This is a genomic window from Streptomyces sp. NPDC032091 (assembly GCF_055580265.1).
In genome coordinates this window covers 196,080-219,342 of the sequence record NZ_JBVILR010000001.1, presented here as the reverse complement: position 1 = coordinate 219,342, position 23,263 = coordinate 196,080, and the positions used below count along the sequence as shown (strand labels likewise).

General features: G+C 73.4%; 22 protein-coding genes. 6 read left to right on the top strand and 16 right to left on the bottom strand.

Annotated features, from left to right (window positions below; all coding sequences use genetic code 11):
- Nucleotides 1-52: 52 nt before the first annotated feature.
- The 7 genes from pheT to infC form a co-directional block, all read right to left on the bottom strand.
- On the bottom strand, nucleotides 53-2,581 hold the full coding sequence (gene pheT, locus ACZ5NJ_RS00970) for a phenylalanine--tRNA ligase subunit beta (protein ID WP_468761289.1): 2,529 nt from the start codon (nucleotides 2,579-2,581) through the stop codon (nucleotides 53-55).
- Nucleotides 2,581-3,708, bottom strand: coding sequence for a phenylalanine--tRNA ligase subunit alpha (gene pheS / locus ACZ5NJ_RS00965; protein WP_468761287.1), 1,128 nt, complete (start codon nucleotides 3,706-3,708; stop codon nucleotides 2,581-2,583). The genes pheT and pheS overlap by 1 nt, the downstream gene beginning before the upstream one ends.
- Before the next feature lie 167 nt (nucleotides 3,709-3,875).
- The gene (locus tag ACZ5NJ_RS00960; protein WP_468761285.1) at nucleotides 3,876-4,997 is read right to left on the bottom strand and encodes a sensor histidine kinase; all 1,122 of its coding nucleotides are present in this window, start codon (nucleotides 4,995-4,997) and stop codon (nucleotides 3,876-3,878) included.
- A gap of 55 nt (nucleotides 4,998-5,052) precedes the next feature.
- Nucleotides 5,053-5,910 (bottom strand): TrmH family RNA methyltransferase, encoded by an 858-nt coding sequence (locus tag ACZ5NJ_RS00955; RefSeq protein WP_468761283.1) that lies wholly within the window; start codon nucleotides 5,908-5,910, stop codon nucleotides 5,053-5,055.
- 135 nt (nucleotides 5,911-6,045) lie between these two features.
- Complete coding sequence (gene rplT, locus ACZ5NJ_RS00950) at nucleotides 6,046-6,432, bottom strand: 50S ribosomal protein L20 (protein ID WP_007263143.1); 387 nt, start codon at nucleotides 6,430-6,432, stop codon at nucleotides 6,046-6,048.
- A gap of 101 nt (nucleotides 6,433-6,533) precedes the next feature.
- Complete coding sequence (rpmI, locus tag ACZ5NJ_RS00945) at nucleotides 6,534-6,728, bottom strand: 50S ribosomal protein L35 (protein ID WP_030387121.1); 195 nt, start codon at nucleotides 6,726-6,728, stop codon at nucleotides 6,534-6,536.
- A 102-nt stretch (nucleotides 6,729-6,830) separates the two neighbouring features.
- Nucleotides 6,831-7,544: a translation initiation factor IF-3 gene (gene infC, locus ACZ5NJ_RS00940; RefSeq protein ID WP_468761281.1), complete on the bottom strand. Its 714-nt coding sequence runs from the start codon at nucleotides 7,542-7,544 to the stop codon at nucleotides 6,831-6,833.
- 325 nt (nucleotides 7,545-7,869) lie between these two features.
- On the opposite strand from infC, the gene ACZ5NJ_RS00935 reads away from it, so the two are divergent.
- The gene (locus ACZ5NJ_RS00935; protein ID WP_468761279.1) at nucleotides 7,870-8,235 is read left to right on the top strand and encodes a DUF1844 domain-containing protein; all 366 of its coding nucleotides are present in this window, start codon (nucleotides 7,870-7,872) and stop codon (nucleotides 8,233-8,235) included.
- 82 nt (nucleotides 8,236-8,317) lie between these two features.
- On the opposite strand, the gene ACZ5NJ_RS00930 is transcribed toward ACZ5NJ_RS00935, so the two are convergent.
- Genes ACZ5NJ_RS00930 through ACZ5NJ_RS00920 form a run of 3 tightly spaced genes read right to left on the bottom strand, consistent with a single transcriptional unit; the run spans nucleotide 8,318 to nucleotide 11,154 of the window.
- Nucleotides 8,318-9,058: an SseB family protein gene (locus ACZ5NJ_RS00930; protein ID WP_468761277.1), complete on the bottom strand. Its 741-nt coding sequence runs from the start codon at nucleotides 9,056-9,058 to the stop codon at nucleotides 8,318-8,320.
- Nucleotides 9,059-9,070: 12 nt separating this feature from the next.
- Nucleotides 9,071-10,333 carry a type VII secretion-associated serine protease mycosin gene (gene mycP, locus ACZ5NJ_RS00925; RefSeq protein WP_468761275.1) on the bottom strand — a complete coding sequence of 421 codons (1,263 nt, stop codon included), beginning with the start codon at nucleotides 10,331-10,333 and terminating at the stop codon, nucleotides 9,071-9,073.
- A complete protein-coding gene (locus ACZ5NJ_RS00920) occupies nucleotides 10,330-11,154 on the bottom strand; it encodes a hypothetical protein (RefSeq protein WP_468761273.1) in 825 nt (274 codons plus the stop codon). The genes mycP and ACZ5NJ_RS00920 overlap by 4 nt, the downstream gene beginning before the upstream one ends.
- A 129-nt stretch (nucleotides 11,155-11,283) precedes the next feature.
- On the opposite strand from ACZ5NJ_RS00920, the gene ACZ5NJ_RS00915 reads away from it, so the two are divergent.
- The gene (locus ACZ5NJ_RS00915; protein ID WP_468761271.1) at nucleotides 11,284-12,477 is read left to right on the top strand and encodes an amino acid deaminase/aldolase; all 1,194 of its coding nucleotides are present in this window, start codon (nucleotides 11,284-11,286) and stop codon (nucleotides 12,475-12,477) included.
- Here the strand turns inward: ACZ5NJ_RS00915 and ACZ5NJ_RS00910 are convergent.
- The 4 genes from ACZ5NJ_RS00910 to ACZ5NJ_RS00895 all read right to left on the bottom strand — a co-directional run bounded on the left by ACZ5NJ_RS00910 (nucleotide 12,474) and on the right by ACZ5NJ_RS00895 (nucleotide 17,610).
- A complete protein-coding gene (locus ACZ5NJ_RS00910; RefSeq protein WP_468761269.1) occupies nucleotides 12,474-13,751 on the bottom strand; it encodes an HAD family hydrolase in 1,278 nt (425 codons plus the stop codon). The genes ACZ5NJ_RS00915 and ACZ5NJ_RS00910 overlap by 4 nt on opposite strands.
- 115 nt (nucleotides 13,752-13,866) lie before the next feature.
- Nucleotides 13,867-14,658 (bottom strand): 3-oxoacyl-ACP reductase, encoded by a 792-nt coding sequence (locus tag ACZ5NJ_RS00905; RefSeq protein ID WP_045948825.1) that lies wholly within the window; start codon nucleotides 14,656-14,658, stop codon nucleotides 13,867-13,869.
- A gap of 5 nt (nucleotides 14,659-14,663) precedes the next feature.
- Nucleotides 14,664-16,043, bottom strand: a complete 1,380-nt coding sequence (locus tag ACZ5NJ_RS00900; protein WP_468761267.1) for an aldehyde dehydrogenase family protein — start codon at nucleotides 16,041-16,043, stop codon at nucleotides 14,664-14,666.
- Between the two features lie 202 nt (nucleotides 16,044-16,245).
- Nucleotides 16,246-17,610 carry a glutamine synthetase family protein gene (locus ACZ5NJ_RS00895; protein ID WP_468761265.1) on the bottom strand — a complete coding sequence of 455 codons (1,365 nt, stop codon included), beginning with the start codon at nucleotides 17,608-17,610 and terminating at the stop codon, nucleotides 16,246-16,248.
- A 77-nt stretch (nucleotides 17,611-17,687) separates the two neighbouring features.
- Between ACZ5NJ_RS00895 and ACZ5NJ_RS00890 the strand changes: the two genes are divergently transcribed.
- From ACZ5NJ_RS00890 to ACZ5NJ_RS00875, 4 genes are all read left to right on the top strand, one after another.
- The gene (locus tag ACZ5NJ_RS00890; RefSeq protein WP_468761263.1) at nucleotides 17,688-18,434 is read left to right on the top strand and encodes a FadR/GntR family transcriptional regulator; all 747 of its coding nucleotides are present in this window, start codon (nucleotides 17,688-17,690) and stop codon (nucleotides 18,432-18,434) included.
- 107 nt (nucleotides 18,435-18,541) lie between these two features.
- Complete coding sequence (eat, locus tag ACZ5NJ_RS00885) at nucleotides 18,542-19,999, top strand: ethanolamine permease (protein WP_468761261.1); 1,458 nt, start codon at nucleotides 18,542-18,544, stop codon at nucleotides 19,997-19,999.
- Between the two features lie 54 nt (nucleotides 20,000-20,053).
- Nucleotides 20,054-20,761 (top strand): gamma-glutamyl-gamma-aminobutyrate hydrolase family protein, encoded by a 708-nt coding sequence (locus tag ACZ5NJ_RS00880; protein ID WP_468761259.1) that lies wholly within the window; start codon nucleotides 20,054-20,056, stop codon nucleotides 20,759-20,761.
- An 85-nt stretch (nucleotides 20,762-20,846) separates the two neighbouring features.
- Nucleotides 20,847-21,626 (top strand): hypothetical protein, encoded by a 780-nt coding sequence (locus ACZ5NJ_RS00875; protein ID WP_468761257.1) that lies wholly within the window; start codon nucleotides 20,847-20,849, stop codon nucleotides 21,624-21,626.
- A 28-nt stretch (nucleotides 21,627-21,654) separates the two neighbouring features.
- On the opposite strand, the gene ACZ5NJ_RS00870 is transcribed toward ACZ5NJ_RS00875, so the two are convergent.
- Both ACZ5NJ_RS00870 and ACZ5NJ_RS00865 read right to left on the bottom strand, forming a co-directional pair.
- Entirely contained in the window at nucleotides 21,655-22,005 is a 351-nt protein-coding gene (locus ACZ5NJ_RS00870) for a hypothetical protein (RefSeq protein WP_468761255.1), read from the bottom strand.
- Nucleotides 22,006-22,281: 276 nt separating this feature from the next.
- Nucleotides 22,282-23,202, bottom strand: coding sequence for a LysR family transcriptional regulator (locus ACZ5NJ_RS00865; RefSeq protein ID WP_468761253.1), 921 nt, complete (start codon nucleotides 23,200-23,202; stop codon nucleotides 22,282-22,284).
- Nucleotides 23,203-23,263 lie beyond the last annotated feature (61 nt).

The following is a 23,263-nucleotide window of genomic DNA, read 5'->3' as shown; positions in this document are numbered from 1 at the left end:
GGCCCGTCCGGTGGTCCGGACGGGCCCCTCAGCGGGTCCTGCTCACGGCGGGTCAGGCGCCGCGCAGCACCGCCCCGGTTCGCTCGCCGGCGAGGGCCACCGCCGCGTCGCGGGCGGCCGTGGACTCCTCGGCGGTCAGGGTGCGGTCGGGCGCGCGGAAGCGCAGGGCGTAGGCGAGGGACTTCTTGCCCTCGCCGACCTGCTCACCGGTGAACACGTCGAACAGCCGCAGCGATTCGAGCAGTTCGCCGGCGCCCTCGCGCAGCGCGGCCTCGACGGACGCGGCCGGGACGGACGCGTCGACGATCAGCGCGACGTCCTGGGTCGCCACCGGGAAGGTGGAGATCCGGGGCGCCTGGAGGGCCTCGCCGCCGGCCGCCGCGAGGAGGTCGAGGTCGAGCTCCATGGCGCTGGTGCGCGCCGGCAGGCCGAGGGCCTTGACCACGCGCGGGTGCAGCTCACCGGCGTGGCCGATGACCGTCTCGGCGGCGTCGAGGGTGACGACCAGCTCGGCGCAGCGGCCGGGGTGCCACGGACCGTACTGGCCCTGGCGGACGACCAGCTCGGCACCGGCCTCGACGGCCAGCGCGCGGGCGGCCTGGACCGCGTCGGCCCAGTCGGCCGGACGGCCCTTGCCCCACCAGCCGGCCTGCTCGCGGGCACCGGCCAGCACGACCGCGGCGTACCGCGGCTGCGCGGGCAGGGCCGCGTCCAGGGTGGCGATCTCCTCGTCCGTGGGACGGCGGTCGACCGGCAGGCGTACGGCCGCACCCGGCTGCTCGCCGGCGCGGAAGACCGAGCCGGTCTCGAACAGTGCCAGGTCGTGGCTGCCGCGGCTGTCGTTGCGGCGCAGCGCGCCGAGCAGGCCCGGCAGCAGCGTGGTGCGCAGCGCCGGCTCCTCGTCGGAGAGCGGGTTGACCAGCTTGACGACCCGGCGGCTCGCGTCGTCCGCGGGCAGCTGGAGCTGGTCGAAGACGCCCTCGCCGATGAACGGGTAGCTCAGCGCCTCGACGTAGCCGGCGCCGGCCAGGGCGCGGCCGACGCGGCGGTGCAGCTGCTGGCGCGGGGTGAGGCCGCGGCCGGAGGGCACCTGCGGGAGGGTGGACGGGAGGTTCCCGTAGCCCTCCAGGCGGATGACCTCCTCGGCGAGGTCGTTCGGCGCGGCGAGGTCGGGCCGCCACGACGGGACGGTGACGACGAGCTCGTCCTGGCCGTAGACGTCGCAGCCGATCTCCTGGAGGCGGCGCACGACGGTCTCGCGGCCGTACTCCATGCCCGCGACCCGGTCCGGGTGGTCGGCGCGCATCGCGATGGTGCGCGGGGCGCCCGGGGCGATGAGCTCGGTGACCCCGGCCTCGGCGGTGCCGCCGGCGAGCAGCACCAGGAGGTCGACGGTCCGCTGGGCCGCCGCGGCGGCGGCCAGCGGGTCGACACCGCGCTCGAAGCGCTTGGACGCCTCGGAGGACAGCTTCAGGCGGCGGGCGGTGCGCGAGATCGACACGGAGTCGAAGTGCGCGGCCTCGATGACCACGTCGGTGGTGCCCGTGACGACGCCGGTCTCCGGGTCGGTGACGGAGTCGGCGATCTCGGTGTTGGCGCCGCCCATGACACCGGCGAGCCCGATCGGGCCGCTGTTGTCGGTGATCACCAGGTCCTCGGCGTCGAGGGTCCGCTTGACCCCGTCGAGGGTGGTGAACTTCTCGCCCTGCTCGGCCCGGCGGACACCGATCTCGCCGTCGAGGCGGGAGCGGTCGTAGGCGTGCAGCGGCTGGCCCAGTTCGAGCATCACGTAGTTGGTGATGTCGACGGCGAGCGAGATCGGGCGCATGCCGGCCTTCTGGAGGCGGCGGGTGAGCCAGATCGGGGAGCGCGCCTCGGGGTCGAGGCCGGTCACCGTGCGGGCGGTGAAGCGGTCGCAGCCCTGCGGGTCGGAGATCTTCACCGCGTAGCCGTACGAGTTCGGCGCGGGCACGTCGAGCAGCGCCGGGTCGCGCAGCGGCAGGCCGTAGGCGGTGGCGGCCTCGCGGGCCACACCGCGCATCGACATGCAGTAGCCGCGGTCCGGGGTGATGTCGATGTCGAGGACCTCGTCGACGAGCTGGAGCAGCTCGATCGCGTCGGTGCCCGGCTCGTACTCCGGCGGCAGCACGATGATGCCGTGCGTGCCGTCGTCGCCCATGCCGAGCTCCTCGCCGGAGCAGATCATGCCGTGCGAGGTCTTGCCGTAGGTCTTGCGCGAGGCGATCGCGAAGTCGCCGGGCAGGACGGCGCCGGGCAGGACCACGACGACCTTGTCGCCGACGGCGAAGTTCCGGGCGCCGCAGACGATCTCCTGCGGTTCGCCGGTGCCGTTGGCCCGGCCGACGTCGACCGTGCAGAAGCGGATGGGCTTGCGGAAGCCCTCCAGCTCCTCGATGGTCAGCACCTGGCCGACGACGAGGGGGCCCTTGAGGCCGGCGCCGAGCTGCTCGACGGTCTCGACCTCGAGGCCGGCGTCGACCAGCTTGGCGGCCACGTCGCGGCCGGTCTCGCCCGCGGGGAGGTCGACGTACTCCCGCAGCCAGGAAAGCGGGACGCGCATCAGATCTCACTCCCGAACGGCCGGGTGAAGCGCACGTCACCCTCGACCATGTCTCGCATGTCTTCGACGTTGTGGCGGAACATCAGCATCCGTTCGATGCCGAACCCGAAGGCGAATCCGCTGTACTTCTCGGGGTCCACACCGCAGGCGACGAGCACCTTGGGGTTGACCATGCCGCAGCCGCCGAGCTCGATCCAGCCCTCGCTGGAGCAGGTACGGCAGGGGCGGTCGGGGTTGCCCACCGAGGCGCCGCGGCAGACGTAGCACTGCATGTCCATCTCGGCGGACGGCTCGGTGAAGGGGAAGAAGTGCGGGCGCAGGCGCGTGGTGGTCTGCTCCCCGAAGAGCTCCTTGACCATGTGGTCGATGGTGCCCTTGAGGTCGGCCATGGTCAGGCCCTCGTCGACGGCGAGGAGCTCGACCTGGTGGAAGACCGGGGTGTGCGTCGCGTCGAGCTCGTCGGTGCGGTACACGCGGCCCGGGCAGACGATGTAGACGGGGGGCTTGCGCTCCAGCAGCGAGCGCGCCTGCACCGGGGAGGTGTGGGTGCGCAGCACGACGCCGGACTCGTCGCCCGTGGTGCCCTCGGGGCCCTGGACGAAGAAGGTGTCCTGCATCTGGCGGGCCGGGTGGTCGGGCGTGAAGTTGAGGGCGTCGAAGTTGAACCACTCCGCCTCGACCTCGGGGCCTTCCGCGACCTCGTAGCCCATGCCGACGAAGATGTCCGCGATGCGGTCCATCAGCGTGGTCAGCGGGTGGCGGGCGCCGGCGGGCACGCGGTCGTAGGGCAGCGTGACGTCCACCGCCTCCTCGACCAGCACCCGCTCGTCGCGCTCGGCCTCCAGGGCGACCGTGCGGGCCCCGAAGGCCTTGTTCACGGCGCCGCGGGCCTGGCCGACGCGCTTGCCCGCCTCGGCCTTGGCCTGGGGCGGCAGGGCGCCGATCTCGCGGTTGGCGAGCGCGAGGGGCGAGCGGTCGCCCATGTGCGCGGTCTTCGCCTCGCGGAGCTCGTCGAGGTCGCCGGCGGACGCGAAGGCGGCGAGCGCCTCGTCCCGCATGCGCTCGATCTCTTCCGGTTTCAGTGCCTCGACCTCGACAGGGTCGTACGACTTGTTCGGTGCCGACATCTCTTCCCGTACTTCCGATGGCTGGCTGGTGGGTCCCCGCACGACACGTACGACTCGATCGGCTGATCGGTGTGATCGGCACAAGGACACAAGGTGCCAAAGGACGAGTCTAAGGGCCGCCGGGGGTGGGGAAGCCCGTGGGCCGCCTGGCGAGACTCTCCGCAGGGTTACTGGGTGAGGTAGGCCGGCGCGCTCACGGGCAGCATAAATCGGAACTCCGCGCCGCCGCCGGGTCCGCGCCCGACGGTGATGCTGCCGCCGTGGGCCTCGACGATGCCCTTGACGATGTACAGGCCCAGGCCGGTGCCGCCGCGCTTGCTCCCCCGCCAGAAACGGGTGAAGACGCGGCCCATCGACTCCTCGGGGATCCCGGGGCCTTCATCGGTCACGGTGACGGCTGTTCCCTTCTCGTGCGGCGCTACGTCGATGGTGACCGTTCCGTCGCCGTGCCGCACCGCATTTTCGAGGAGGTTGCCGAGGATCTGGTCGATCTTGTCCGGGTCGGCCCAGCAGTCGGGCAGCGGGCTGCTGACCCGTACGAGGAACCGCTCGGGCGCCTGGCCGTTCGCGGTGAGCGCCTGGACGTGGCGTCCGACGGCGGCGGCGAGGTCGACCGGCTGGCGGCGGACCTCCAGCCGGCCGGAGTCGATGCGGGAGATGTCGAGGAGCTCGGCGATCAGCCGGGTGACGCGGTTGGCGTCGGCGTCGACGGTCTCCAGCATCAGCCGCTTCTGGTCGTCGGTGAACCGCTCCCACTTGGCGAGCAGGGTCGCCGTGAAGCCCTTGACGGAGGTCAGCGGGGAGCGCAGCTCGTGCGCGACGGTGGCGATCAGCTCGGCGTGGCTGCGCTCGGTGCGCCGGCGGGCCTCGGTGCCGCGCAGGGTGACCACCAGGCGGCTCAGCGGGCCGGTGGGGTGGGTGCGCACGTACCGGGCGCAGACCAGCACCTCGCGGCCGCCGGGGAGCAGCAGGTTCCGCTCAGGCTGGCCGCGCCGGGTGGCGAGGCCCCCGTACGGGTCGGTCAGCGCCCACCAGCGGCGGCCTTCGAGGTCCTCCAGCGGCAGGGCGCTCTCGATGCGGGCGCCGAGGACCCGGCGGGCCTCGATGGCGGTGATCCGGGAGGCGGCCCGGTTGAAGCAGACGACCCGGCCGGCGTGGTCGGCGACGACGAGCCCGTCCGGCAGCTCGTCGGGGTCGACGGCGAAGTCCCCGAGGGGGTCCCGGAGGCGCCCTGTGGCCGGCTCCGCGGCTTCCGCGGTCACCGGCGAGCTGTTCGTGCCGACGGTCATGTCCCCGTACCCCACATCTCCGGGTAGCTCAGTGGGCCCCCGGACGGCCACATTACTAGCTGGGGGTCACGGAACGGCACCCTCCGGACGCCCGCTGTGCACGCGCGGACGCGTAGAGGCACACGGCGGCGGCGGTCGCGAGGTTCAGGCTCTCGGCCTTGCCGTGGATCGGGACCCGTACGACGGCGTCGGCGAGGGCCCGGGTCTCCTCGGGCAGGCCCCAGGCCTCGTTCCCGAAGACCCAGGCCGAGGGACCGCCCATGGTGCCGGCGTCCAGCTCGGCGTCGAGGTCGTCCAGGCCGGCCCCGTCGGCCGCGAGGATCCGTACGCCGGCGGCCCGCAGCCCCGCCACGGCCTGCTCGACGGGGACGCCGACGGCCACCGGGAGGTGGAAGAGGGAGCCCACGGAGGCGCGGACGGACTTGGGGTTGTAGAGGTCGACGGAGGCGTCGGTCAGCACCACCGCGTCGGCGCCGGCGGCGTCCGCGCAGCGCAGGACGGTGCCGGCGTTCCCGGGGTCGCGGACGTGGGCGAGGACGGCGACGAGCTTCGGGCCGGACCGGAGGATCTCCTCGAAGGGGGAGTCGAGGAAGTGGCAGACGCCGACGAGCCCCTGGGGGGTGACGGTCTGGGAGACCTCGGCGAGCACCTCGTCGGAGGCGTGGTGCACGCGCGCCCCGCCCAGCAGGGCGGCCTCGACGATGTCGGCGTAGCGCTCGGCGGCCTCGACGGTGGCGAACAGCTCGATCAGGGTCGCGCCCTGGGGGCCGCGGTGCGCGACCGCCTCGCGGACGGCCTGCGGGCCCTCGGCGAGGAACCGGCGCTCCTTGGTGCGGAAGTTGCGCCGCGCCAGCCGCCGTGCGGCGGCCACCCGCGGGGATCGGGGGGAGATCAGCTCGGCGGGGGTGGGCATGCTCTCAGGGTTCTCTCTCGGGTGGTCCGGTGCGCGGCCGGGGCCGTGCGGGGCGGGGCGAACGCACACGGACCCGCAGGCGAGCGCCTGCGGGTCCGTGGGTGCCGGCCCCAGTCCATCGGGCCGGCGAATGCCTTACGCGGCGGCCTTGGGCGCGTTCACGTCGGCCGGGAGGGCCTTCTGCGCGACCTCGACGAGCGCGGCGAACGCGTTGGCGTCGTTGACGGCCAGCTCGGCCAGGATCTTGCGGTCCACCTCGATGTTGGCGGCCTTCAGACCCTGGATGAGGCGGTTGTACGTCATGCCGTTCTGGCGGGCAGCGGCGTTGATGCGCTGGATCCACAGCTGACGGAAGTCGCCCTTGCGCTTCTTGCGGTCGTTGAAGTTGTAGACCAGCGAGTGGGTGACCTGCTCCTTGGCCTTGCGGTACAGGCGCGAACGCTGACCGCGGTAGCCGGAGGCCGCTTCGAGGATCGCCCGGCGCTTCTTGTGGGCGTTTACTGCCCGCTTGACGCGTGCCACTTTTTAACTCCTTGTAGCGGGGCCGTGGTTGTCTTCACACGGCCCGAATTCGATGGGGTCCCGGTCTCGACGTCCCGCCCCCGCAGGGGGGCGGAGGGACGTCACTTGCCGAGAAGCTTCTTGATCTTCGCGGCGTCGCCGGGGGCCATCTCCGCGGTGCCGGTCAGGCGGCGGGTGACACGGGACGACTTGTGCTCAAGCAGGTGGCGCTTGCCGGCGCGCTCACGGAGCACCTTGCCGGAGCCGGTGATCTTGAAGCGCTTCTTGGAACCGCTGTGCGTCTTGTTCTTCGGCATAGCGCCGTTATCTCCTCGTCGGTGGCGCTCCCACCGGTCCTCGCGGACCGGCTGGCGGGAGCGTCATGTTGTGTGGGTGATCCGAGACGGGCTCGCCTCGAATCAGGCCTCGGTGTTCGCCTCGGCGGAGCCGTCGGCGTCGACCTCGGTGGGCTCCACCTCGGCGGACTCCGCCTCAGCGGCCTCCACGTCGGCGGGAGCGGCCTCGGCGGCGGCACCACCCTGGCGCTCGGCCTTGCGGGCGGCCTGCGCCTCGCGGGCTTCGGCCATCGCCTCGGTCTTCTTCTTGTGCGGACCGAGAACCATGATCATGTTCCGGCCGTCCTGCTTCGGGTTCGACTCGATGAAGCCGAGGTCCTGGACGTCCTCCGCGAGACGCTGCAGCAGTCGGTAGCCGAGCTCCGGCCGGGACTGCTCGCGACCACGGAACATGATCGTGATCTTGACCTTGTCGCCCTGCTTGAGGAACCGAACGACGTGACCCTTCTTGGTGTCATAGTCGTGCGGGTCGATCTTCGGCCGGAGCTTCATCTCCTTGATGACCGTGTGCGCCTGGTTCTTGCGCGCCTCACGGGCCTTCATGGCCGACTCGTACTTGAACTTGCCGTAGTCCATGAGCTTGCAGACCGGCGGGCGAGCGGAGGCCGCGACCTCGACCAGGTCCAGGTCGTACTCCTGCGCGAGCTCAAGCGCCTTCGCAAGCGGAACAATGCCCACCTGTTCGCCGCTGGGACCGACGAGTCGCACCTCAGGGACGCGAATCCGATCGTTGATGCGGGGCTCGGTGCTGATGGATCCTCCTCGGTAGCACCACACGGTTGTCTGGCAGACAACCGCTGACGTCTTCTGTCGTCAGACCTCAACCGCGGCGGGGAAACAAAAATGCCCCGCCGGGCACAGGCAGGGGCTCCAAAACAACCGGAGCACCGCCGCGTGCAAACCGCGGGGCGCAAGTCGGCGGCTTTCCATCGTCCGTACGGAACGATGGATACCGCCTGACCGGATGACCCGCCTCCCCGGAGGGTGGTCGGGTGGGAGATCGGAGCCTCCACTTGTGGGTCGGGCACATAGGTGTCCGACCGGTCGATGTACATACTACCCCACGCGTGGCAAGGCCGCCGCACGACCTATCGTGGAGCGCATGACTGACGCGACGCCCTCCGATTCCACCCCTCCCGACTACGACGAGATGACCCGCGACATCGCGGACGTCCCGGCCGTCGAGGTGATCACCACGGTGGCCGTCCACCTGCTGAGCGCCGCGGCGGTCAACCTGGGTCTGGACAAGCCCGACTCCGAGCACAAGGACCTCGACGAGGCCCGCAAGCTGATCACCGCCCTGGCCGGCCTGGTCTCGGCCAGCGCCACCGAGATCAGCTCCTTCCACGCGGCCCCGCTGCGCGACGGCCTGAAGTCCCTCCAGCTGGCCTTCCGCGAGGCCTCGCTCATCCCGGACGAGCCGGGCCAGGGCCCGGGCGAGAAGTTCACGGGCCCCGTCTACGCCTGAGCCCGCCGTTCCCCGTTCCGTTTCCACTCGCCGAAGGGCCGTCCGCGATCGCGCGGACGGCCCTTCGGCGTACGTCGGCTCCTCAGCGCGTGAACAGCGGCTCGCCCGGCGGGACCGGGGCGTCGGCCGGGAGCAGGGCCAGGTCCAGGCCGCGCACGAGGCGGCCGCGCAGGGTCTCGTCCGCCGCCAGGGCCTCGGCCACCCGGCGGGCGGCGGGGGCCACCGGCGCCCCTGCGGACAGCACGATGGCGAGGGTGCCGTCGGCGGTGGTCCCGCCGGGGCCCAGGTGGGCGCGGAGCACGGCCGGCTCGGCGGCGACCGCGGCCCGTACCGCCTCGCGCACGGCGGGGTCGGCCAGCGGGCCGGCGTCGGTGCGGCCCTCGGCCAGCGCGAGCAGGGCGGACCCGGTCAGCTGGTACGGGACGGGTCCGGCCAGGTCGAGGACGACCGTGTCCGCCTTCTCGTGCGCGGCGGCGGCCAGGGCCTGGTGCAGCGGGACCGCCACCGGGCGGGCCGCCGGGTCCCACAGGGCCAGGGAGGCGATGGAGGTGAAGGCGGGCAGCGCCCGCCGGTTCCCGGCCGTCAGGGTGGGGACGGCCATGTCGCTGGTCTTCTCGCGCTTCAGGCCGGTCTCCGGGTCGGTCTCGACCTCGCCGAGCACCGCCACGACCGGCACCAGCAGCCGGGCGTCCTTCAGGGCCGCCAGCAGCTCCGGCTCCCGCGAGCGGTCCTCGGCCCAGGCGGCCAGGGCCGCGCTCAGCCGGGGATCGGCCGTGCCGTCGTCGTCGGAGAAACCGGGGTCTGGAATGTTCTTGGTCGCCACAATGACCCGACCCTATCCCGCCGGGGGCGGGGACCCGTCCCCCGCGTCCCGCCGTCCGGCGCGCGGCCGCCGGGCCAGTACGGCGGCCAGCACCAGCAGCGCCGCTCCCCCGGCGGCGGCCGCCGGGGCGGTCCGGCGGGAGCCCCGGTCGGCCGCGCGGACGGGGTCGGGCCCGGGGCCGAAGAAGCGCCGCCCGGCCGGGACGGCCACGGGGAGCGGGGACTCGGGGCGCAGCGTCCCGGCGGCCTGGAGGGCGGCGACGGGGTCCACCGTGCCGTGGCCGCGGGCGTCGTCGCGGCCGCCGGGCGGGCGGCCGGCGGCGGTGTCCTCCAGCAGCTTCTTGACCTGCGCCGGGGAGAGGCCCGGGTGGGCGGCCTTGACGAGGGCCACGGCGCCGGAGACGAAGGCGGCGGCGGCGCTGGTGCCCCAGCCCTCGTAGTAGGCCCGGTCCGGGTCGGCGATGACCACGTCGACGCCGGGTGCGCTGACGGTGGCGTACCAGTGGCGGGTGGAGAAGGGCGCCTTGCGGCCCTGGCGGTCGACGGCGGCGACCGCGATGACGCCGGGGTAGGCGGCGGGGTACGAGGTGTGGTCGCCGCGCTCGCCGCCGTTGCCGGCGGAGGCGACGACGACCACGCCCTTGCCGAGGGCGTACTGGACGGCCTCGTCCTCGGCGGGCTCGTGGTGGGCGGAGTCGCTGTCGTCGCCGAGGGACATGTTGATCACGTCGGCGCCGTGGTCGGCGGCCCAGCGGATGCCTTCGGCGAGGGCGCCGGACTTGCTGTCGCGGGCCTTGGCGCGGCCCGGGTCGCCCTCTTCCAGGATCACCCGGACCGGGAGGATCTTCGCGTGGGGCGCCATCCCGAGGACCCCCTGCGCGCGGTCGGGACCGTGGCCGTGGCCCGCGATGATGCCGGCCATCGCCGTGCCGTGGCGGGCCCAGGCGCGGTCGCCGCGGCCGGCGCCCATGCCGACGAGGTCGGTCCCGTCGAGGACCTGGCCGTCGAGGTCGGGGTGGGTGGAGTCGACACCGGTGTCGAGGACGGCGACGGTGATCCCGTCGCCCTGGGTGATGCCCCAGGCCTCCTCGGCGCGCAGGGCGAGCAGGCCCCACTGCCGGTCGCGGATGGTGTCGGCGGCGGCGGGCGGCATGGCGACGGCGACGAGCAGCGCGGCCAGCGCCGAGGCGGCCCCGGCCGCCCGGAGCCCGGCCCTGCGGGGGGTGCGGGCGGCGTCGGGGGCCGGCGCGGGGGCCGGTTCCTCGGTGGGGTTCATCGGAGGGGCTCCTGGCCCGGCCGCGCTGCGGCGGCGGCCTGTGCGGGGGGCTCGGTCGGGCGGGGGGCGGCGAGGGCGCCGAGGGTGCGTTCGACGCGGACCGCGAGGGCCTTGGCCTCGTGGCCCAGGCCCGCTTCGGCGACGGTGCCGGTGGCGCCCTGGCGGGCGCCCTCCTCGGCCGGGACCGGGGCGTCCATGGTGCGGCCGTCGGCGAAGGCGGAGACGGCGTAGACGACGGCGGGTGCCTCGGCGACGACGCCGGCCGTCCAGGCGGCCCGGCGGGAGTCGGCGTACTCGTAGGCGGGCGGGGCGGGGAGGCGGCCGCGCAGGCCGTCCATGGTGCGGGCGTCGGCGGGGGTGAAGACCAGGCCGACGGTGATCAGGGTGCTGCGGGTGGAGTCCGTGTAGGTGGCGCGGAGCACGCGGGTGCAGCCGGTGGCGGTCAGCGCGGCGCGCCAGTCGGCGGGCAGGGCCGCGGCGCAGTCGGCGTCGGGGGCGAGGGCCAGCCGGGTCCAGGTGCGGCTCGCGCCGCCGGGGCCGGCCTCGCGGTCCTCCAGTACGGGGGGCAGGAGGGCGTCGGCGGGGGCCGTGTGCCAGAGGGACGCGGCCCGGTGGTAGGCGGCGTCGGGGGGCAGCGGGCGGTGGTCGGCGCGGTACTGGCTCCAGGTCGTCGCGGCGCCTCCGGCGAGCAGGGCGGAGCCGAGCAGGGCGCAGAGGACGGCGGCGGTGGTGCGGGCCGGGTGGCGGCGGGGCAGGGGGTCCGGCGGTGGCGGCTGCCAGGGGTCCTCCAGGACCTCGGTCCGCGGTGTCGTCGTGGTCATGCGGCGGCTCCGCCCCCCGTTCCGTACGGCTGCCTGCCCGTACTCTACGGGGCCGCCGCCCCGGCCGTGCCGGGGCCGGGGCGGCGTTACCCCTACCCGTCGGTACGGCGGTCTGGCAAGCTGCCGCCCATGACTTCGGACCGGGCCCGGTACGACCGGGCGACCGCGCGTCTCGACGCGCCCCTGGCCATCGTGGACCTGGACGCCTTCGACGCGAACGCCGACGATCTGGTGCGCAGGGCGGGCGGGAAGCCGGTCCGGGTGGCCAGCAAGTCCGTGCGGTGCCGGGCGCTGCTCGAACGGGTGCTGGCCCGGCCGGGGTTCGCGGGGATCATGTCGTACACGCTGGCCGAGTCGCTGTGGCTGGCGCGGTCGGGGTTCGAGGACGTGCTGCTCGCCTATCCGTCCGCGGACCGGGCCGCGTTCGGGGAGCTGGCCGGGGATCCGAAGCTCGCCGCCGCCGTCACCGTGATGGTCGACGATCCCGCGCAGCTGGACCTGATCGAGCGGTCGCGGGCCGGCGGGGCCGAGGAGATCCGTGTCTGCCTGGAACTGGACACCTCGCTGCGGCTGTTGGGCGGCCGGGTACGGGTCGGGGCGCGGCGCTCGCCGCTGCGCGAGCCGGGGCAGCTGGCGGAGCTGGCGCGTGCGGTGGCCGCCCGGCCGGGGTTCCGGGTGGTGGGGCTGATGGCGTACGAGGGGCACGTGGCCGGGGTTGGGGACGCGGTGGCCGGGCGGCCGGTGCGGTCGCGGATGATCCGGCTGATGCAGGGCGCGGCGCGCCGGGAGCTGGCGGCGCGGCGGGCGGAGGTGGTGCGGGCCGTGCGGGCGGTGGTGCCGGGGCTGGAGTTCGTCAACGGCGGTGGTACGGGGAGCGTGGCGGAGACGGCCGCCGAGGAGGCGGTGACGGAGATCGCGGCCGGTTCGGGGCTGTACGTGCCGCGGCTGTTCGACAACTACACCTCGTTCCGGGGGCGTCCGGCGGCGCTGTTCGCGCAGCCCGTGGTGCGCCGGCCGGGGGTGGGGGTGGTGACCGTGCTGGGCGGGGGCTATCCGGCGTCGGGTGCGGCGGGGGCCGACCGGCTGCCGGTGCCGTACCTGCCCGCGGGGCTGCGCTACGACCCGCAGGAGGGGGCGGGTGAGGTGCAGACCCCGCTGCTGGGGAGCCCGGCCGACGACCTGCTGATCGGCGACCGGGTCTGGTTCCGGCACGCGAAGGCCGGGGAGCTGTGCGAGCGGTTCGACACCCTGCACCTGGTGGAGGGCGACCGGGTCACGGCGTCCGTCCCGACGTACCGGGGCGAGGGGCTGACCTTCCTTTAGAAGACCCTGTCCGCCTGGTCCGGTATGACGCTGGTGTCGGCGCGGCGGACGGGGGCCGGGGTGCCGTCGTGGTCGGTGTAGCCGGTGGTGGAGCAGGGGTAGGGGCCGGTCTTCTGCTTCTTCGGCTCGATGAACATGGGGTTCACGATCCATTTGCCATCGCTGTTGTCGTAGGCGCGGCACATGAGTTCGTTCTTGTTGCGGTTGAGGACCAGCCGCAGGGCGGTGGCGTCGCGCAGGAAGGTGACGTCGGTGTCGGAGTCGCCTGCGGCGAAGACCTGGCGGCGGGCGGCGGGCAGGACCCTCTCGGCGGCCGGACCGCGGACCCCGAAGACCTCCTTGTTGATCCAGCAGCGCTTGCCGTCCACGTAGGTGATCATCGTGTCGGCGCCGTCGGGCACGGACCCGCAGCCCTGGAGGTGGGTGGTCAGCTTCCCGTCGCGGGTGGTGCCGCGGATGCCGATGACGTGGTCGGCGGCGACGCCGACGCCCCGGGCCCAGACCTCGACGACGGGCTGGGGGGAGGCGGAGCTGATCCAGACGTCGAAGCCGGCCCGCTGGAGATTCCTGATGAGGTCGCGCTGCTGGTCGTAGGAGCGGACCCAGCCGGTGGCGGTGGTGGTGCCGACCTGCTGCTTGGCGCCGATGGGCGCGGCGAGGTTCTCGGTGCGGGCGGCGGCGGCGAAGCCGCGGACCTGGCCGGGGGTCCAGCCCTGGAGGAGCTGGGCCAGCCAGGCGTAGGCGGGTTCAGTGGTGCGGCGGTCCCAGCCGGCGAAGGCGGGGGCGCCGGTGCGGGTGGCGGAGGTCCCGTAGACGGAGTTGAGCTCGTCGGCGCAGGCCGCGCCCTCGGGGGTGCCGGTGGGCAGGGGGAGGCCGGGGCGGGCGAGGGGGTCGCAGGCGGTGGTGAGGGCCCGGGCGGCGGCGGGGGTGAGGTAGCGGCTGGTTTCCTTCCAGTCGGCGGGCCGGCGGATCTTGCCGTTGCGCAGGAGCCAGAACATGGTGGCGTCGCCGACGTCGTTCTTGACGACGGTGTTGTCCCAGTCGAAGACGGCGACGGGCTTGGTGCGGCCGGGGCGGTGGGGGTTGCAGCTGCCGTACCGGTCGATGAGCTGCTGGAGCCGTGCCTGGTTGTCGCCGTACCAGCCTGCCGCGAGCTTCGGGGTGGTGCAGGCGGGTGCGGCCTGGGCGGGGGCGGCGGCGGTGAGGGTGCCGGCGGCCAGCGCGAGGGCGGCGCCGGCCGCCTGGAGCCGGCGGCGGGTGCTGGGTCGGGTCACGGGGGTGTTCGCTCCTGGTTCTCGTACGAGATCGTCGGTGACGGGGGAGCACGACAGCCGGGCGTCGTGCGACGCCCGGCTGTCGTGGGGTCGTGCCCAGGTGAACGTCGGGTGTTTACAGCGGGGTGACGTACGCGCCGGAGATGCCGCCGTCGACCAGGAAGTCGGTGGCGTTGATGAAGGAGGAGTCGTCGCTGGCGAGGAAGGCGACGGCGGCGGCGATCTCGGTCGGTTCGGCGAAGCGGCCGAGCGGGATGTGCACCAGGCGGCGGGCGGCCCGCTCGGGGTCCTTGGCGAAGAGCTCCTGGAGCAGCGGGGTGTTGACGGGTCCCGGGCACAGGGCGTTGACGCGGATGCCCTCGCGGGCGAACTGGACGCCGAGTTCGCGGGACATGGCGAGCACGCCGCCCTTGGAGGCGGTGTAGGAGATCTGGGAGGTGGCGGCGCCCATGATGGCCACGAAGGAGGCGGTGTTGATGATGGAGCCGCGGCCCTGGCGCTGCATGTAGGGCAGGGCGGCCTTGCAGCAGAGGTAGACGGAGGTGAGGTTGACGTCCTGGACCCGGCGCCAGGCGTCGAGCTCGGTGGTGAGGATGGAGTCGTCGTCCGGGGGCGAGATGCCCGCGTTGTTGAAGGCGATGTCGACGGAGCCGTAGGTGTCGAAGGCCGTCTTGAACAGGGCGTCGACCTGTTCCTTGTCGGTGACGTCGACCTGGACGAAGGTGCCGCCGACCTCCTCGGCGGCGGCCTTGCCGGCGAGGGGGTCGATGTCGGCGCAGACGACGTTGGCGCCCTCGGAGGCCAGGCGGCGGGCGGTGGCGAGGCCGATGCCGCTGCCGGCTCCGGTGATGACGGCGGTGCGGCCGACCAGGCGGCGGCAGACGATCTCTTCGGTGCGGTCGGTCATGGGGTTCAGGCCTCCGTGCTGATGAAGACGTTCTTGGTTTCGGTGAAGGCGGTGAGGGCGTCGGGCCCGAGCTCGCGGCCGAGTCCGGACTGCTTGTATCCGCCGAAGGGGGTGCAGTAGCGGACGCTGCTGTGGGAGTTGACGGAGAGGTTGCCGGCCCGGACGGCGCGGGAGACGCGCAGGGCGCGGCCGACGTCGCGGGTCCACAGGGAGCCGGAGAGGCCGTAGTCGGTGGCGTTGGCGAGGCGTACGGCGTCCTCCTCGTCCTCGAAGGGGAGGAGGACGGCGACCGGTCCGAAGACCTCCTCGACGGCCACGGGCGCGCCGGGGTCGACGTCCGTGACCAGGGTCGGCGGGTACCAGAAGCCGGGGCCTTCGGGGGCGGTGCCGCGGACGGCCTCGAGGTCGTCGGTGACGTACGCGCGGACGCGCTCCCGCTGGGCGGCGGAGATGAGCGGGCCCATCTGGGTCTTCTCGTCGAGCGGGTCCCCGACGACGACCGAGGTGAGGGCGGGGGTGAGCAGGTCGAGGAAGCGGTCGTGGACGGAGCGCTGGACGAGGATGCGGGTGCGGGCGCAGCAGTCCTGGCCGGTGTTGTCGAGGAAGGCCATGGGGGCGGCGGCCGCCGCCGCTTCGAGGTCGGCGTCGGCGAAGACGATGTTGGGGCTCTTGCCGCCGAGTTCGAGGGTGACCCGCTTCACCCGGTCGGCGCACTTGGACATGATCTGCTTGCCGACCCGCGTGGAGCCGGTGAAGACGATCTTCGCGATGCCGGGGTGTTCGACGAGGGCGTCGCCGGTGACCGCTCCGTGGCCGGGGAGCACCTGGAAGAGGTGTTCGGGGATCCCGGCTTCGAGGGCGAGTTCGGCGAGCCGCAGGGCGGTGAGGGGGGTGGTCTCGGCGGGCTTGAGGAGGACGGCGTTGCCGGCGGCGAGGGCGGGGGCCAGGCCCCAGGCGGCGATCGGCATCGGGAAGTTCCAGGGGGCGATCACACCGATGACGCCGAGGGGTTCGAGGAAGGTGACGTCGATGCCCCCGGCGACGGGGATCTGGCGTCCGGAGAGGCGTTCGACTCCCCCGGCGGCGAAGTCCAGCAGGTCGCGGACGTTGCCGGCCTCCCAGCGGGCGTTGCCGAGGGTGTGGCCGGCTTCGCGGACCTCCAGGCGGGCCAGTTCCTCGATGTGTCCGTCGACGACCGCGGCGAAGCGGCGCAGGATCCGGGCCCGGTCGGCGGGGGCGGCGGCGGCCCAGCCGCGCTGGGCGGCCGTGGCGCGGGCGACGGCGGCGTCGACGTCGTCCCGTGTGGCGGCCGGGACGGTGGCGACGAGTTCCTCGGTGGCCGGGTTGAGCACCCTCAGGTGGGAGGGGTCCAGCGCTTCGGACACGTGGTGCCTTTCTGGGGTGGGTGGGGTGGACCAGGGCCTGGGCCGTCTCTTTCGGATCTTGCCGGTCAAGCCCGCGTCGTCCGGTGCCGTGCATCGGCGCGTTGGCGGGGCGCCCTTGTACTGGACGTACTCGGGCGCTACGCCAACGCGGCGAGGTGCGGTGCCGGGCGGCGCGGGTCAGGCGAGATCCGGAAGAGACGGCCTAGAGGCGTTCGAAGGAGCGGCGGCGCTCCCAGTCCGTGACCGCGGAGTCGTAGGCGTCGAGTTCGACGCGGGCCATGTTGCGGTAGTGGGCGACGACCTCGGGGCCGAAGGCGGCCTTGGCGATCTCGCTGTTCTCCCAGAGTTCCGCGGCCTCGCGCAGGGTGGTGGGGACGTGGGCGAAGTCGGCGGTGTAGGCGTTGCCGGCGCAGGCCTCGGGGAGTTCGAGGCGGTTCTCGACGCCGTAGAGCCCGGCCGCGACCAGGCCGGCGACGGCGAGGTAGGGGTTGACGTCGCCGCCGGGGAGGCGGTTCTCGAAGCGCATGGAGCGGCCGTGGCCGACGACGCGCAGGGCGCAGGTCCGGTTGTCGACGCCCCAGGCGACCGCGGTGGGCGCGAAGGAACCCGGGCGGAAACGCTTGTACGAGTTGATGTTGGGGGCGTAGAGAAGGGAGAAGTCGCGCAGCGCCGCCAGCTGGCCGGCCAGGAAGTGCCGCATCAGCGGTGACATGCCGCCCGGTCCGTCCCCGGCCATGGCGTTGCGTCCGTCGGTGTCGGTGAGCGAGAGGTGGATGTGACAGGAGTTGCCCTCGCGCTCGTCGAACTTGGCCATGAAGGTGAGCGAGACGCCTTCCTGGGAGGCGATCTCCTTGGCCCCGGTCTTGTAGACGGAGTGCTGGTCGCAGGTGGTGAGCGCCTCGTCGTAGCGGAAGGCGATCTCGTGCTGGCCGAGGTTGCACTCGCCCTTGGCGGATTCGACGACCAGTCCGGCGGTCTGCATCTCGTTGCGGATCCGGCGCAGCAGGGGTTCGATGCGGCCGGTGCCGAGGACGGAGTAGTCGATGTTGTACTGGTTGGCGGGGGTCAGGCCGCGGTAGTCGGCGTTCCAGGCCTTCTCGTAGGTGTCCTGGAAGACCATGAACTCCAGCTCGGTGCCGACCATGGCGGTGTAGCCCTGTTCGGCGAGGCGGTCGAGCTGGCGGCGCAGGATCTGGCGGGGCGCGGCGACGACGGGTGTGCCGTCGTGCCAGGCGAGGTCCGCGAGGACGAAGGCGCTGCCGGGGTTCCAGGGGATCCGACGGAGGGTGGCGAGGTCGGGGTGCATGGCGAAGTCGCCGTAGCCGCGGTCCCAGGAGGACATCTCGTATCCGTCGACGGTGTTCATGTCGGTGTCGACGGCGAGCAGGTAGTTGCAGCCCTCGGTGCCGTGGTCGAGGACCTCGTCGAGGAAGAACTGTGCGGCGAACCGCTTGCCCTGGAGGCGTCCCTGCATGTCGGGGAAGGCCAGGACGACGGTGTCGATCTCACCGCTGGACACGAGGGCGCGGAGCTCCTCGGGCGCGAGCGGCGGCTTGCGGTCTACCACGGGGATCTCTCCTTCGGTGAGCCGAGGAGGCCTAAGGTATTGAACAGAACCATTGCTTGGGAAGGGGAGGAGCCAAGATGACCGACACGGCGGGCGACGGGGGCGCGATCGCGCGGCTGAATCCCGTGCTGCGGCAGGTGCGGGCGGGCAACGGTTTCGAGGAGGCGCTCGAACAGATCCTCCAGGTGGTCCGGCTGGGCCTGGTACCGGGCGGGGAACGGCTTCCGCCCGAGCGGGAGTTGGCGGAGCGGATGGGGATCAGCCGGGTCACCCTGCGCGAGGTGCTGAAGGTCCTCCAGGACCAGGGCCTGGTGGAGGCCCGGCGCGGCCGGTACGGGGGCACGTTCGTGCTGGCCCGCCCCGCCGCCCCGGCCGGCGTCGCCGAGGAGGAGCTGCGGCGGCGGGTGGCGGGGGTCGACATCGAGGACGTGCTGCGCTTCCGCGAGGTGCTGGAGGTGGGCGCGGCCGGGCTGTGCGCCTCACAGGGGCTCTCCGAGGAGGGCGCCGAGCGGCTGCTGGGCGCACTCGCCGCCACCCACGACGCCCCGCTCGCCGAGTACCGCCGCCAGGACACCCTGTTCCACCTGACGCTGTGCGAACTGGCCGGCTCGGCCAGCCTGACGGCCCAGTACGCGGCCGTCCGGGCCCGGGTCAACGACCTGCTGGACTGCATCCCGCTGCTGGTGCGCAACCTGGAGCACTCCCAGCAGCAGCACAGCGCCCTGGTGGAGGCGGTCCTGGAGCGGGACGCGGAGGCGGCGCGGGCGGTGATGCGCGAGCACTGCTGCGGCACGGCGGCCCTGCTGCGCGGGTTCCTGGCCTGAGAAGGGTGAGGTTCTCGTTACCCGCGTTTTACGCAGGGGTCTTGCGCGCTCCCCGCCCTTGACGCAAAGGTACGCAGCGAAACCATTCCCCCTGGGCAGGAGCGCACATGGCCGAAGACCTTTCCACCGCGCCCGCAACACCCGCCGTCGGGGACGCCGACGCGGAGTACCTCCAGCGCCGGACCCTGCGCCGCGGCAGCGCCGGCTGGCTGCTGCTGACCGGCCTCGGCGTCGCCTACGTCGTCTCCGGGGACTACTCCGGCTGGAACGTGGGCCTGTCCAAAGGCGGGTTCGGCGGCCTGGCCGTCGCCACGGTGCTCATGGGCGCCATGTACGCCTGCCTGGTCTTCTCCCTCGCCGAACTGTCCACCATCCTGCCCACGGCGGGCGGCGGCTACGGCTTCGCCCGCCGCGCGCTGGGCCCCTGGGGCGGCTTCCTCACCGGCACCGCCATCCTCATCGAGTACGTCCTCGCCCCGGCGGCGATCGTCATCTTCATCGGCGACTACGTCCAATCCCTGGGCCTGTTCGGCCTGACCTCCGGCTGGCCGGTCTACCTCGGCTGCTTCGTGATCTTCATCGGCGTCCACCTGTGGGGCGTGGGCGAGGCCCTGCGCTTCAGCCTGATCGTCACCGCCATCGCCGTCGCCGCCCTGCTGGTCTTCGCCGTCGGAGCCCTCACGGACTTCGACGCGAGCTCCCTCAACGACATCCCCGTGGACACCGAAGCGTTCGGCTCCGGCTCCTGGCTGCCCTTCGGCGTCCTCGGCATCTGGGCCGCGTTCCCCTTCGGCATGTGGTTCTTCCTCGGCGTCGAGGGCGTGCCGCTCGCGGCGGAGGAGGCCAAGGACCCGGTCCGCTCCATGCCGAAGGCCCTGGCCATCTCCATGGGCATCCTCGCCCTCCTGGCGCTGGTCACCTTCTTCGCCGCCACCGGCGCCCAGGGCGCCGACGCCGTGAAGTCCGCCGGAAACCCCCTCGTGGTGGCCCTGGAGGGGGACGGCGGCCCGACCACCCTCAGCCGCTTCGTCAACTACGCGGGCCTCGCCGGGCTCGTCGCCTCCTTCTTCTCCCTCATCTTCGCGGGCTCCCGCCAGCTGTTCGCCCTCTCCCGCGCCGGATACCTGCCGCGCTTCCTGTCGCTCACCTCGAAGCGCAAAGCCCCGTACCTCGGACTGGTGATCCCCGGCGCGATCGGTTTCGCCCTCGCCGCGGCCACCGGCAACGGCGCCCGGATGCTGAACATCGCCGTCTTCGGGGCGACCATCTCCTACGCCCTGATGGCCCTCTCCCACATCGTGCTGCGCCGCCGCGAGCCCGGACTGGAGCGGCCGTACCGCACCCCCGGCGGGGTCCTGACCTCGTCCGTCGCCTTCGTCCTCGCCCTCTCGGCGCTGGTCGCCACCTTCCTGGTCGACATCGACGCGGCCCTCATCGCCCTCGCCGTGTACGCCGTCGCCCTCGCCTACTTCGCCTTCTACAGCCGCCACCGGCTCGTGGCCTCGGCACCCGAGGAGGAGTTCGCCGCGCTGGCGGAAGCCGAGGCGGAGTTGACCCGCGACTGAAATCCTGATCCCGCACCAAGCTCCGCTGTCCGGCACCACCCTGGAGGTAGCACCGTGCCCAGGCCGCTCATCGGCATCACCACCTACGTGGAGGAATCCACCCGTTACGGGGCCTGGGACCTTCCCACCTCCCTGGTCCCGACCGGCTACTACGAGCTGGTCCAGGCGGCGGGCGGCGCGGCCGTCCTGCTGCCCCCGGACGACGCGGACCGGGCGGCGGAGGTGCTGGGGCGGCTGGACGGGCTCATCGTCTCCGGCGGCCCGGACGTGGACCCGATCCGGTACGGGGCCCCGCGCGACCCCCGTACGGGTGCACCCGCCACGGTGCGCGACGAATGGGAACTGGCGCTGATCCAGGCGGCCCTGACGGGGGGCCTCCCCCTCCTCGGCATCTGCCGGGGCATGCAGGCGCTGAACGTGGCCCTGGGCGGCACCCTCATCCAGCACATCGACGGCCACGTCCACACCCCCGGCATCACCTCCTGGCACCCCGTCACCCCCGTCGCGGGCACCCGGTACGCGGAGCTGGTGCCGGAGGTCGCGGACGTCCCGACGTACCACCACCAGGCCGTGGACCGCGTCGGCCGGGGGCTGGTCGTCTCGGCGTACGCGCAGGACGGCACCGTCGAGGCCGTCGAGGACCCCGACCGGTCGAAGTGGGTCGTGGGCGTGCAGTGGCACCCCGAACGGGACAAGGACACCCGGGTGATGTCCTCCTTCGTCGAGGCCGCCGCCGCCCTGCGGGCGGTACCGGTCTCCTGACGCGGCGCGGGCCACGCGGGGCGTCCCCGCGCGTGGCCCGCGGACACGAATGGCCCTCCGGGCGGACCGCGCGCACGCTGGAGGGATGCGGACGCAAACCCGCGGAGCTGCCACGAGCCGGATTTCCGGGTTCCTGGAGAACCCGGTCGTCGGGATGGCGCCGTGGATCGTCTTCTCGCTGCTCGTCGGCCCGGGACGGTTCGAGATCGCGGTCGGGGTGGCCCTGGCGATCATCGTCGCCCTGGTCGTCACCGGCCGGGTGGTGCACCGGGGCAGCTCCTGGAAGCTGCTGGAACTGGCCGACGTGGTGTTCTTCGCGGCGCTGGCCGTCATCGGCGCCCTGGCCGGCGCCGGGACCCTGCGCTGGCTGGAGACGTACGCGGGCGAGGTCTCGAACCTCGCGCTGACGGTGATCGCCTTCGGCTCGATGGCGGTCCGGACGCCCTTCACCCTCCAGTACGCCCGCGAGCAGACCGACCCCGCGCTGTGGCACTCGCCCGTCTTCCTCCGGACCAACTACGTGATCACCGGGGTGTGGGGGCTGGCCTTCCTGGTCGCGGCCCTGGCGGGCGGCTTCGGGGACCTGGTGCTGCACAACCCCGACAACATCTGGACGGGGTGGATCATCCAGATCCTGGCGATCGTCGCCGCCCTGAGGTTCACCGCCTGGTACCCGGGGGTCGTCCGCGCCCGCGCGCGGGGCGAACCCGGACCGGGCCGGGCGTCCCTGCTGCTGCCGCTGGCGGGGCTGCTGGTGCCGGTCGGGATCGCGGTGCTGGTGTTCGACGGGAACGTGTGGTGGCTGGGCGTGGCCCTGATCGTGGCGGGCGGGCTCCTCACGAAGGCCCTGGGGGCCCGGAGCTGAGCCCGCCCGCCGGTGCCGGGGACGGCTGTCAGCTGAAGACGACCGACCGGAACTTCATGGCCGTGCTGCCGCGGCCGACGAGCGGGCGCAGGACGTACCAGGTGTCGCCGGAGCAGTCCTCGGTCACGAACACCGTCGCCGTGGAGTTGGTCAGGTTGAGCGGGGAGTACGCGGGCTGGCTGTGCTCGGGGTCGGCCACCTGCGGGATGGTGAGGCACTCACCGCTCACCGGGTCGAGCAGACGCGCCCGGTGTGCGTTGTTGTTCGCGTCGAGATAGGTGTACCCGAACTCGCCGACGGCGGCGGAGGCGGAGTTCGGCACGGCCAGCAGGAGGGCGAAGGCGCCGAGGGCGGCGACGGAGGCACGGCGAAGACGCATGGGGTATCTCCTCGGGAGGTAACGAATCTGCGGGAGCCACCCTCCCGACGGCCGGCCCCCCGGCCACGCCACGCCCCGCGCCGAATCGATTCCCCGCCACCCGAACGGCCCCTGGGGCTCCGCCCCAGACCCCGCGCCTCAATCGCCGGCGGGGCTGGACGAATCCAGCCCGCGCGGCGTTTGAGCGCAAAGGGGTCCGGGGCTCGCCCCGGGAAAACGGAGAAAGGGCGGGGCGGGGAGAGGCTCCGCGCAGCGGCACACCGCACCGCCGGACGGCTACCGGCGCCGGGTCAGCGACAGCAGGTCGCGCGCCGGGCCCGCCGGCCGGGCTCCGGTGGGCCAGACGGCGCGCAGGGCGCGGGCCAGCGGGGCCCCCGCGACGGGGACGGCGACCAGGCGGCGCGCCGCCAGCTCGTCGACCAGCGCCAGCTCCGACAGGACGCAGGGCCCCGCCCCGCTCACGGCCGCCGCCTTGACGGCGGTGGTGGAGGCCAGCTCCAGCAGCGGCACCGCCAGACCCCCGGACGGAGCCAGCGCCGCGTCCAGCACCTGCCGCGTCCCCGACCCCCGCTCCCGCAGGATCAGCGGCGCTGCCGCCAGCTCCGCCGGCTCCACCCCGCCCGAGCGGCGTGCCCAGGGGTGGGTCGGGGCCACGGCCACCACCAGGCGGTCCTGCGCGATGACGGCCGAGTCCAGTCCGTCGGGGACGGACAGCCCCTCCACGAACCCCAGGTCGGCCTCGTGGGCGAGGACCCGCTGGGCGACGTCCGCCGAGTTCCCGGCGTGCAGGGACACCGCCGTGCCCGGCCGCTCCCCGCGCAGGGCGATCAGCCACCCCGGCAGCAGGTACTCGGCGATGGTCATACTGGCCGCCACCCGCAGCCGCGAGTCCCGCCGCCCGCGCAGCGCCTGCGCGCCCGCGTCGAAGGCCTCGGCCGCCTCCACCACCCGCCGGGCCCAGTCCGTGACCAGCGCGCCCTCGGCCGTCAGCGTCGAGCCGCGCGGGGAGCGGTCCACCAGGGCGACCCCCAGCCGGGTCTCCATCGCCCGGATCCGGCTGCTCGCCGCCGGCTGCGTGATGCCCATGCGGCGCGCGGCACCGCTCAGGCTGCCGACCCGCGCCACCGTGAGCAGCAGCTCCAGCGCGCCCAGGTCCGGCACGCGGTGTGCGAGCGGAACCGTCTCCTCGTTACCCATAACATCAGTTTATGGCCTGATAGACGTGCGGCCTCTGCCGTCCGGCCGTATACGACGGGAC

Bases quoted from the DNA above. Each gene is read 5' to 3' on its own strand.
- ACZ5NJ_RS00870 (WP_468761255.1), bottom strand. From the start codon at position 22,005: ATGCGTCTTCGCCGTGCCTCCGTCGCCGCCCTCGGCGCCTTCGCCCTC.
- ACZ5NJ_RS00890 (WP_468761263.1), top strand. From the start codon at position 17,688: ATGACCGACACGGCGGGCGACGGGGGCGCGATCGCGCGGCTGAATCCC.
- mycP (WP_468761275.1), bottom strand. From the start codon at position 10,333: ATGAACCCCACCGAGGAACCGGCCCCCGCGCCGGCCCCCGACGCCGCC.
- eat (WP_468761261.1), top strand. From the start codon at position 18,542: ATGGCCGAAGACCTTTCCACCGCGCCCGCAACACCCGCCGTCGGGGAC.
- pheT (WP_468761289.1), bottom strand. From the start codon at position 2,581: ATGCGCGTCCCGCTTTCCTGGCTGCGGGAGTACGTCGACCTCCCCGCG.
- rpmI (WP_030387121.1), bottom strand. From the start codon at position 6,728: ATGCCGAAGAACAAGACGCACAGCGGTTCCAAGAAGCGCTTCAAGATC.
- ACZ5NJ_RS00905 (WP_045948825.1), bottom strand. From the start codon at position 14,658: ATGACCGACCGCACCGAAGAGATCGTCTGCCGCCGCCTGGTCGGCCGC.
- ACZ5NJ_RS00935 (WP_468761279.1), top strand. From the start codon at position 7,870: ATGACTGACGCGACGCCCTCCGATTCCACCCCTCCCGACTACGACGAG.
- ACZ5NJ_RS00920 (WP_468761273.1), bottom strand. From the start codon at position 11,154: ATGACCACGACGACACCGCGGACCGAGGTCCTGGAGGACCCCTGGCAG.
- ACZ5NJ_RS00865 (WP_468761253.1), bottom strand. From the start codon at position 23,202: ATGGGTAACGAGGAGACGGTTCCGCTCGCACACCGCGTGCCGGACCTG.
- ACZ5NJ_RS00875 (WP_468761257.1), top strand. From the start codon at position 20,847: ATGCGGACGCAAACCCGCGGAGCTGCCACGAGCCGGATTTCCGGGTTC.
- ACZ5NJ_RS00955 (WP_468761283.1), bottom strand. From the start codon at position 5,910: ATGCCCACCCCCGCCGAGCTGATCTCCCCCCGATCCCCGCGGGTGGCC.
- ACZ5NJ_RS00960 (WP_468761285.1), bottom strand. From the start codon at position 4,997: ATGACCGTCGGCACGAACAGCTCGCCGGTGACCGCGGAAGCCGCGGAG.
- ACZ5NJ_RS00915 (WP_468761271.1), top strand. From the start codon at position 11,284: ATGACTTCGGACCGGGCCCGGTACGACCGGGCGACCGCGCGTCTCGAC.
- pheS (WP_468761287.1), bottom strand. From the start codon at position 3,708: ATGTCGGCACCGAACAAGTCGTACGACCCTGTCGAGGTCGAGGCACTG.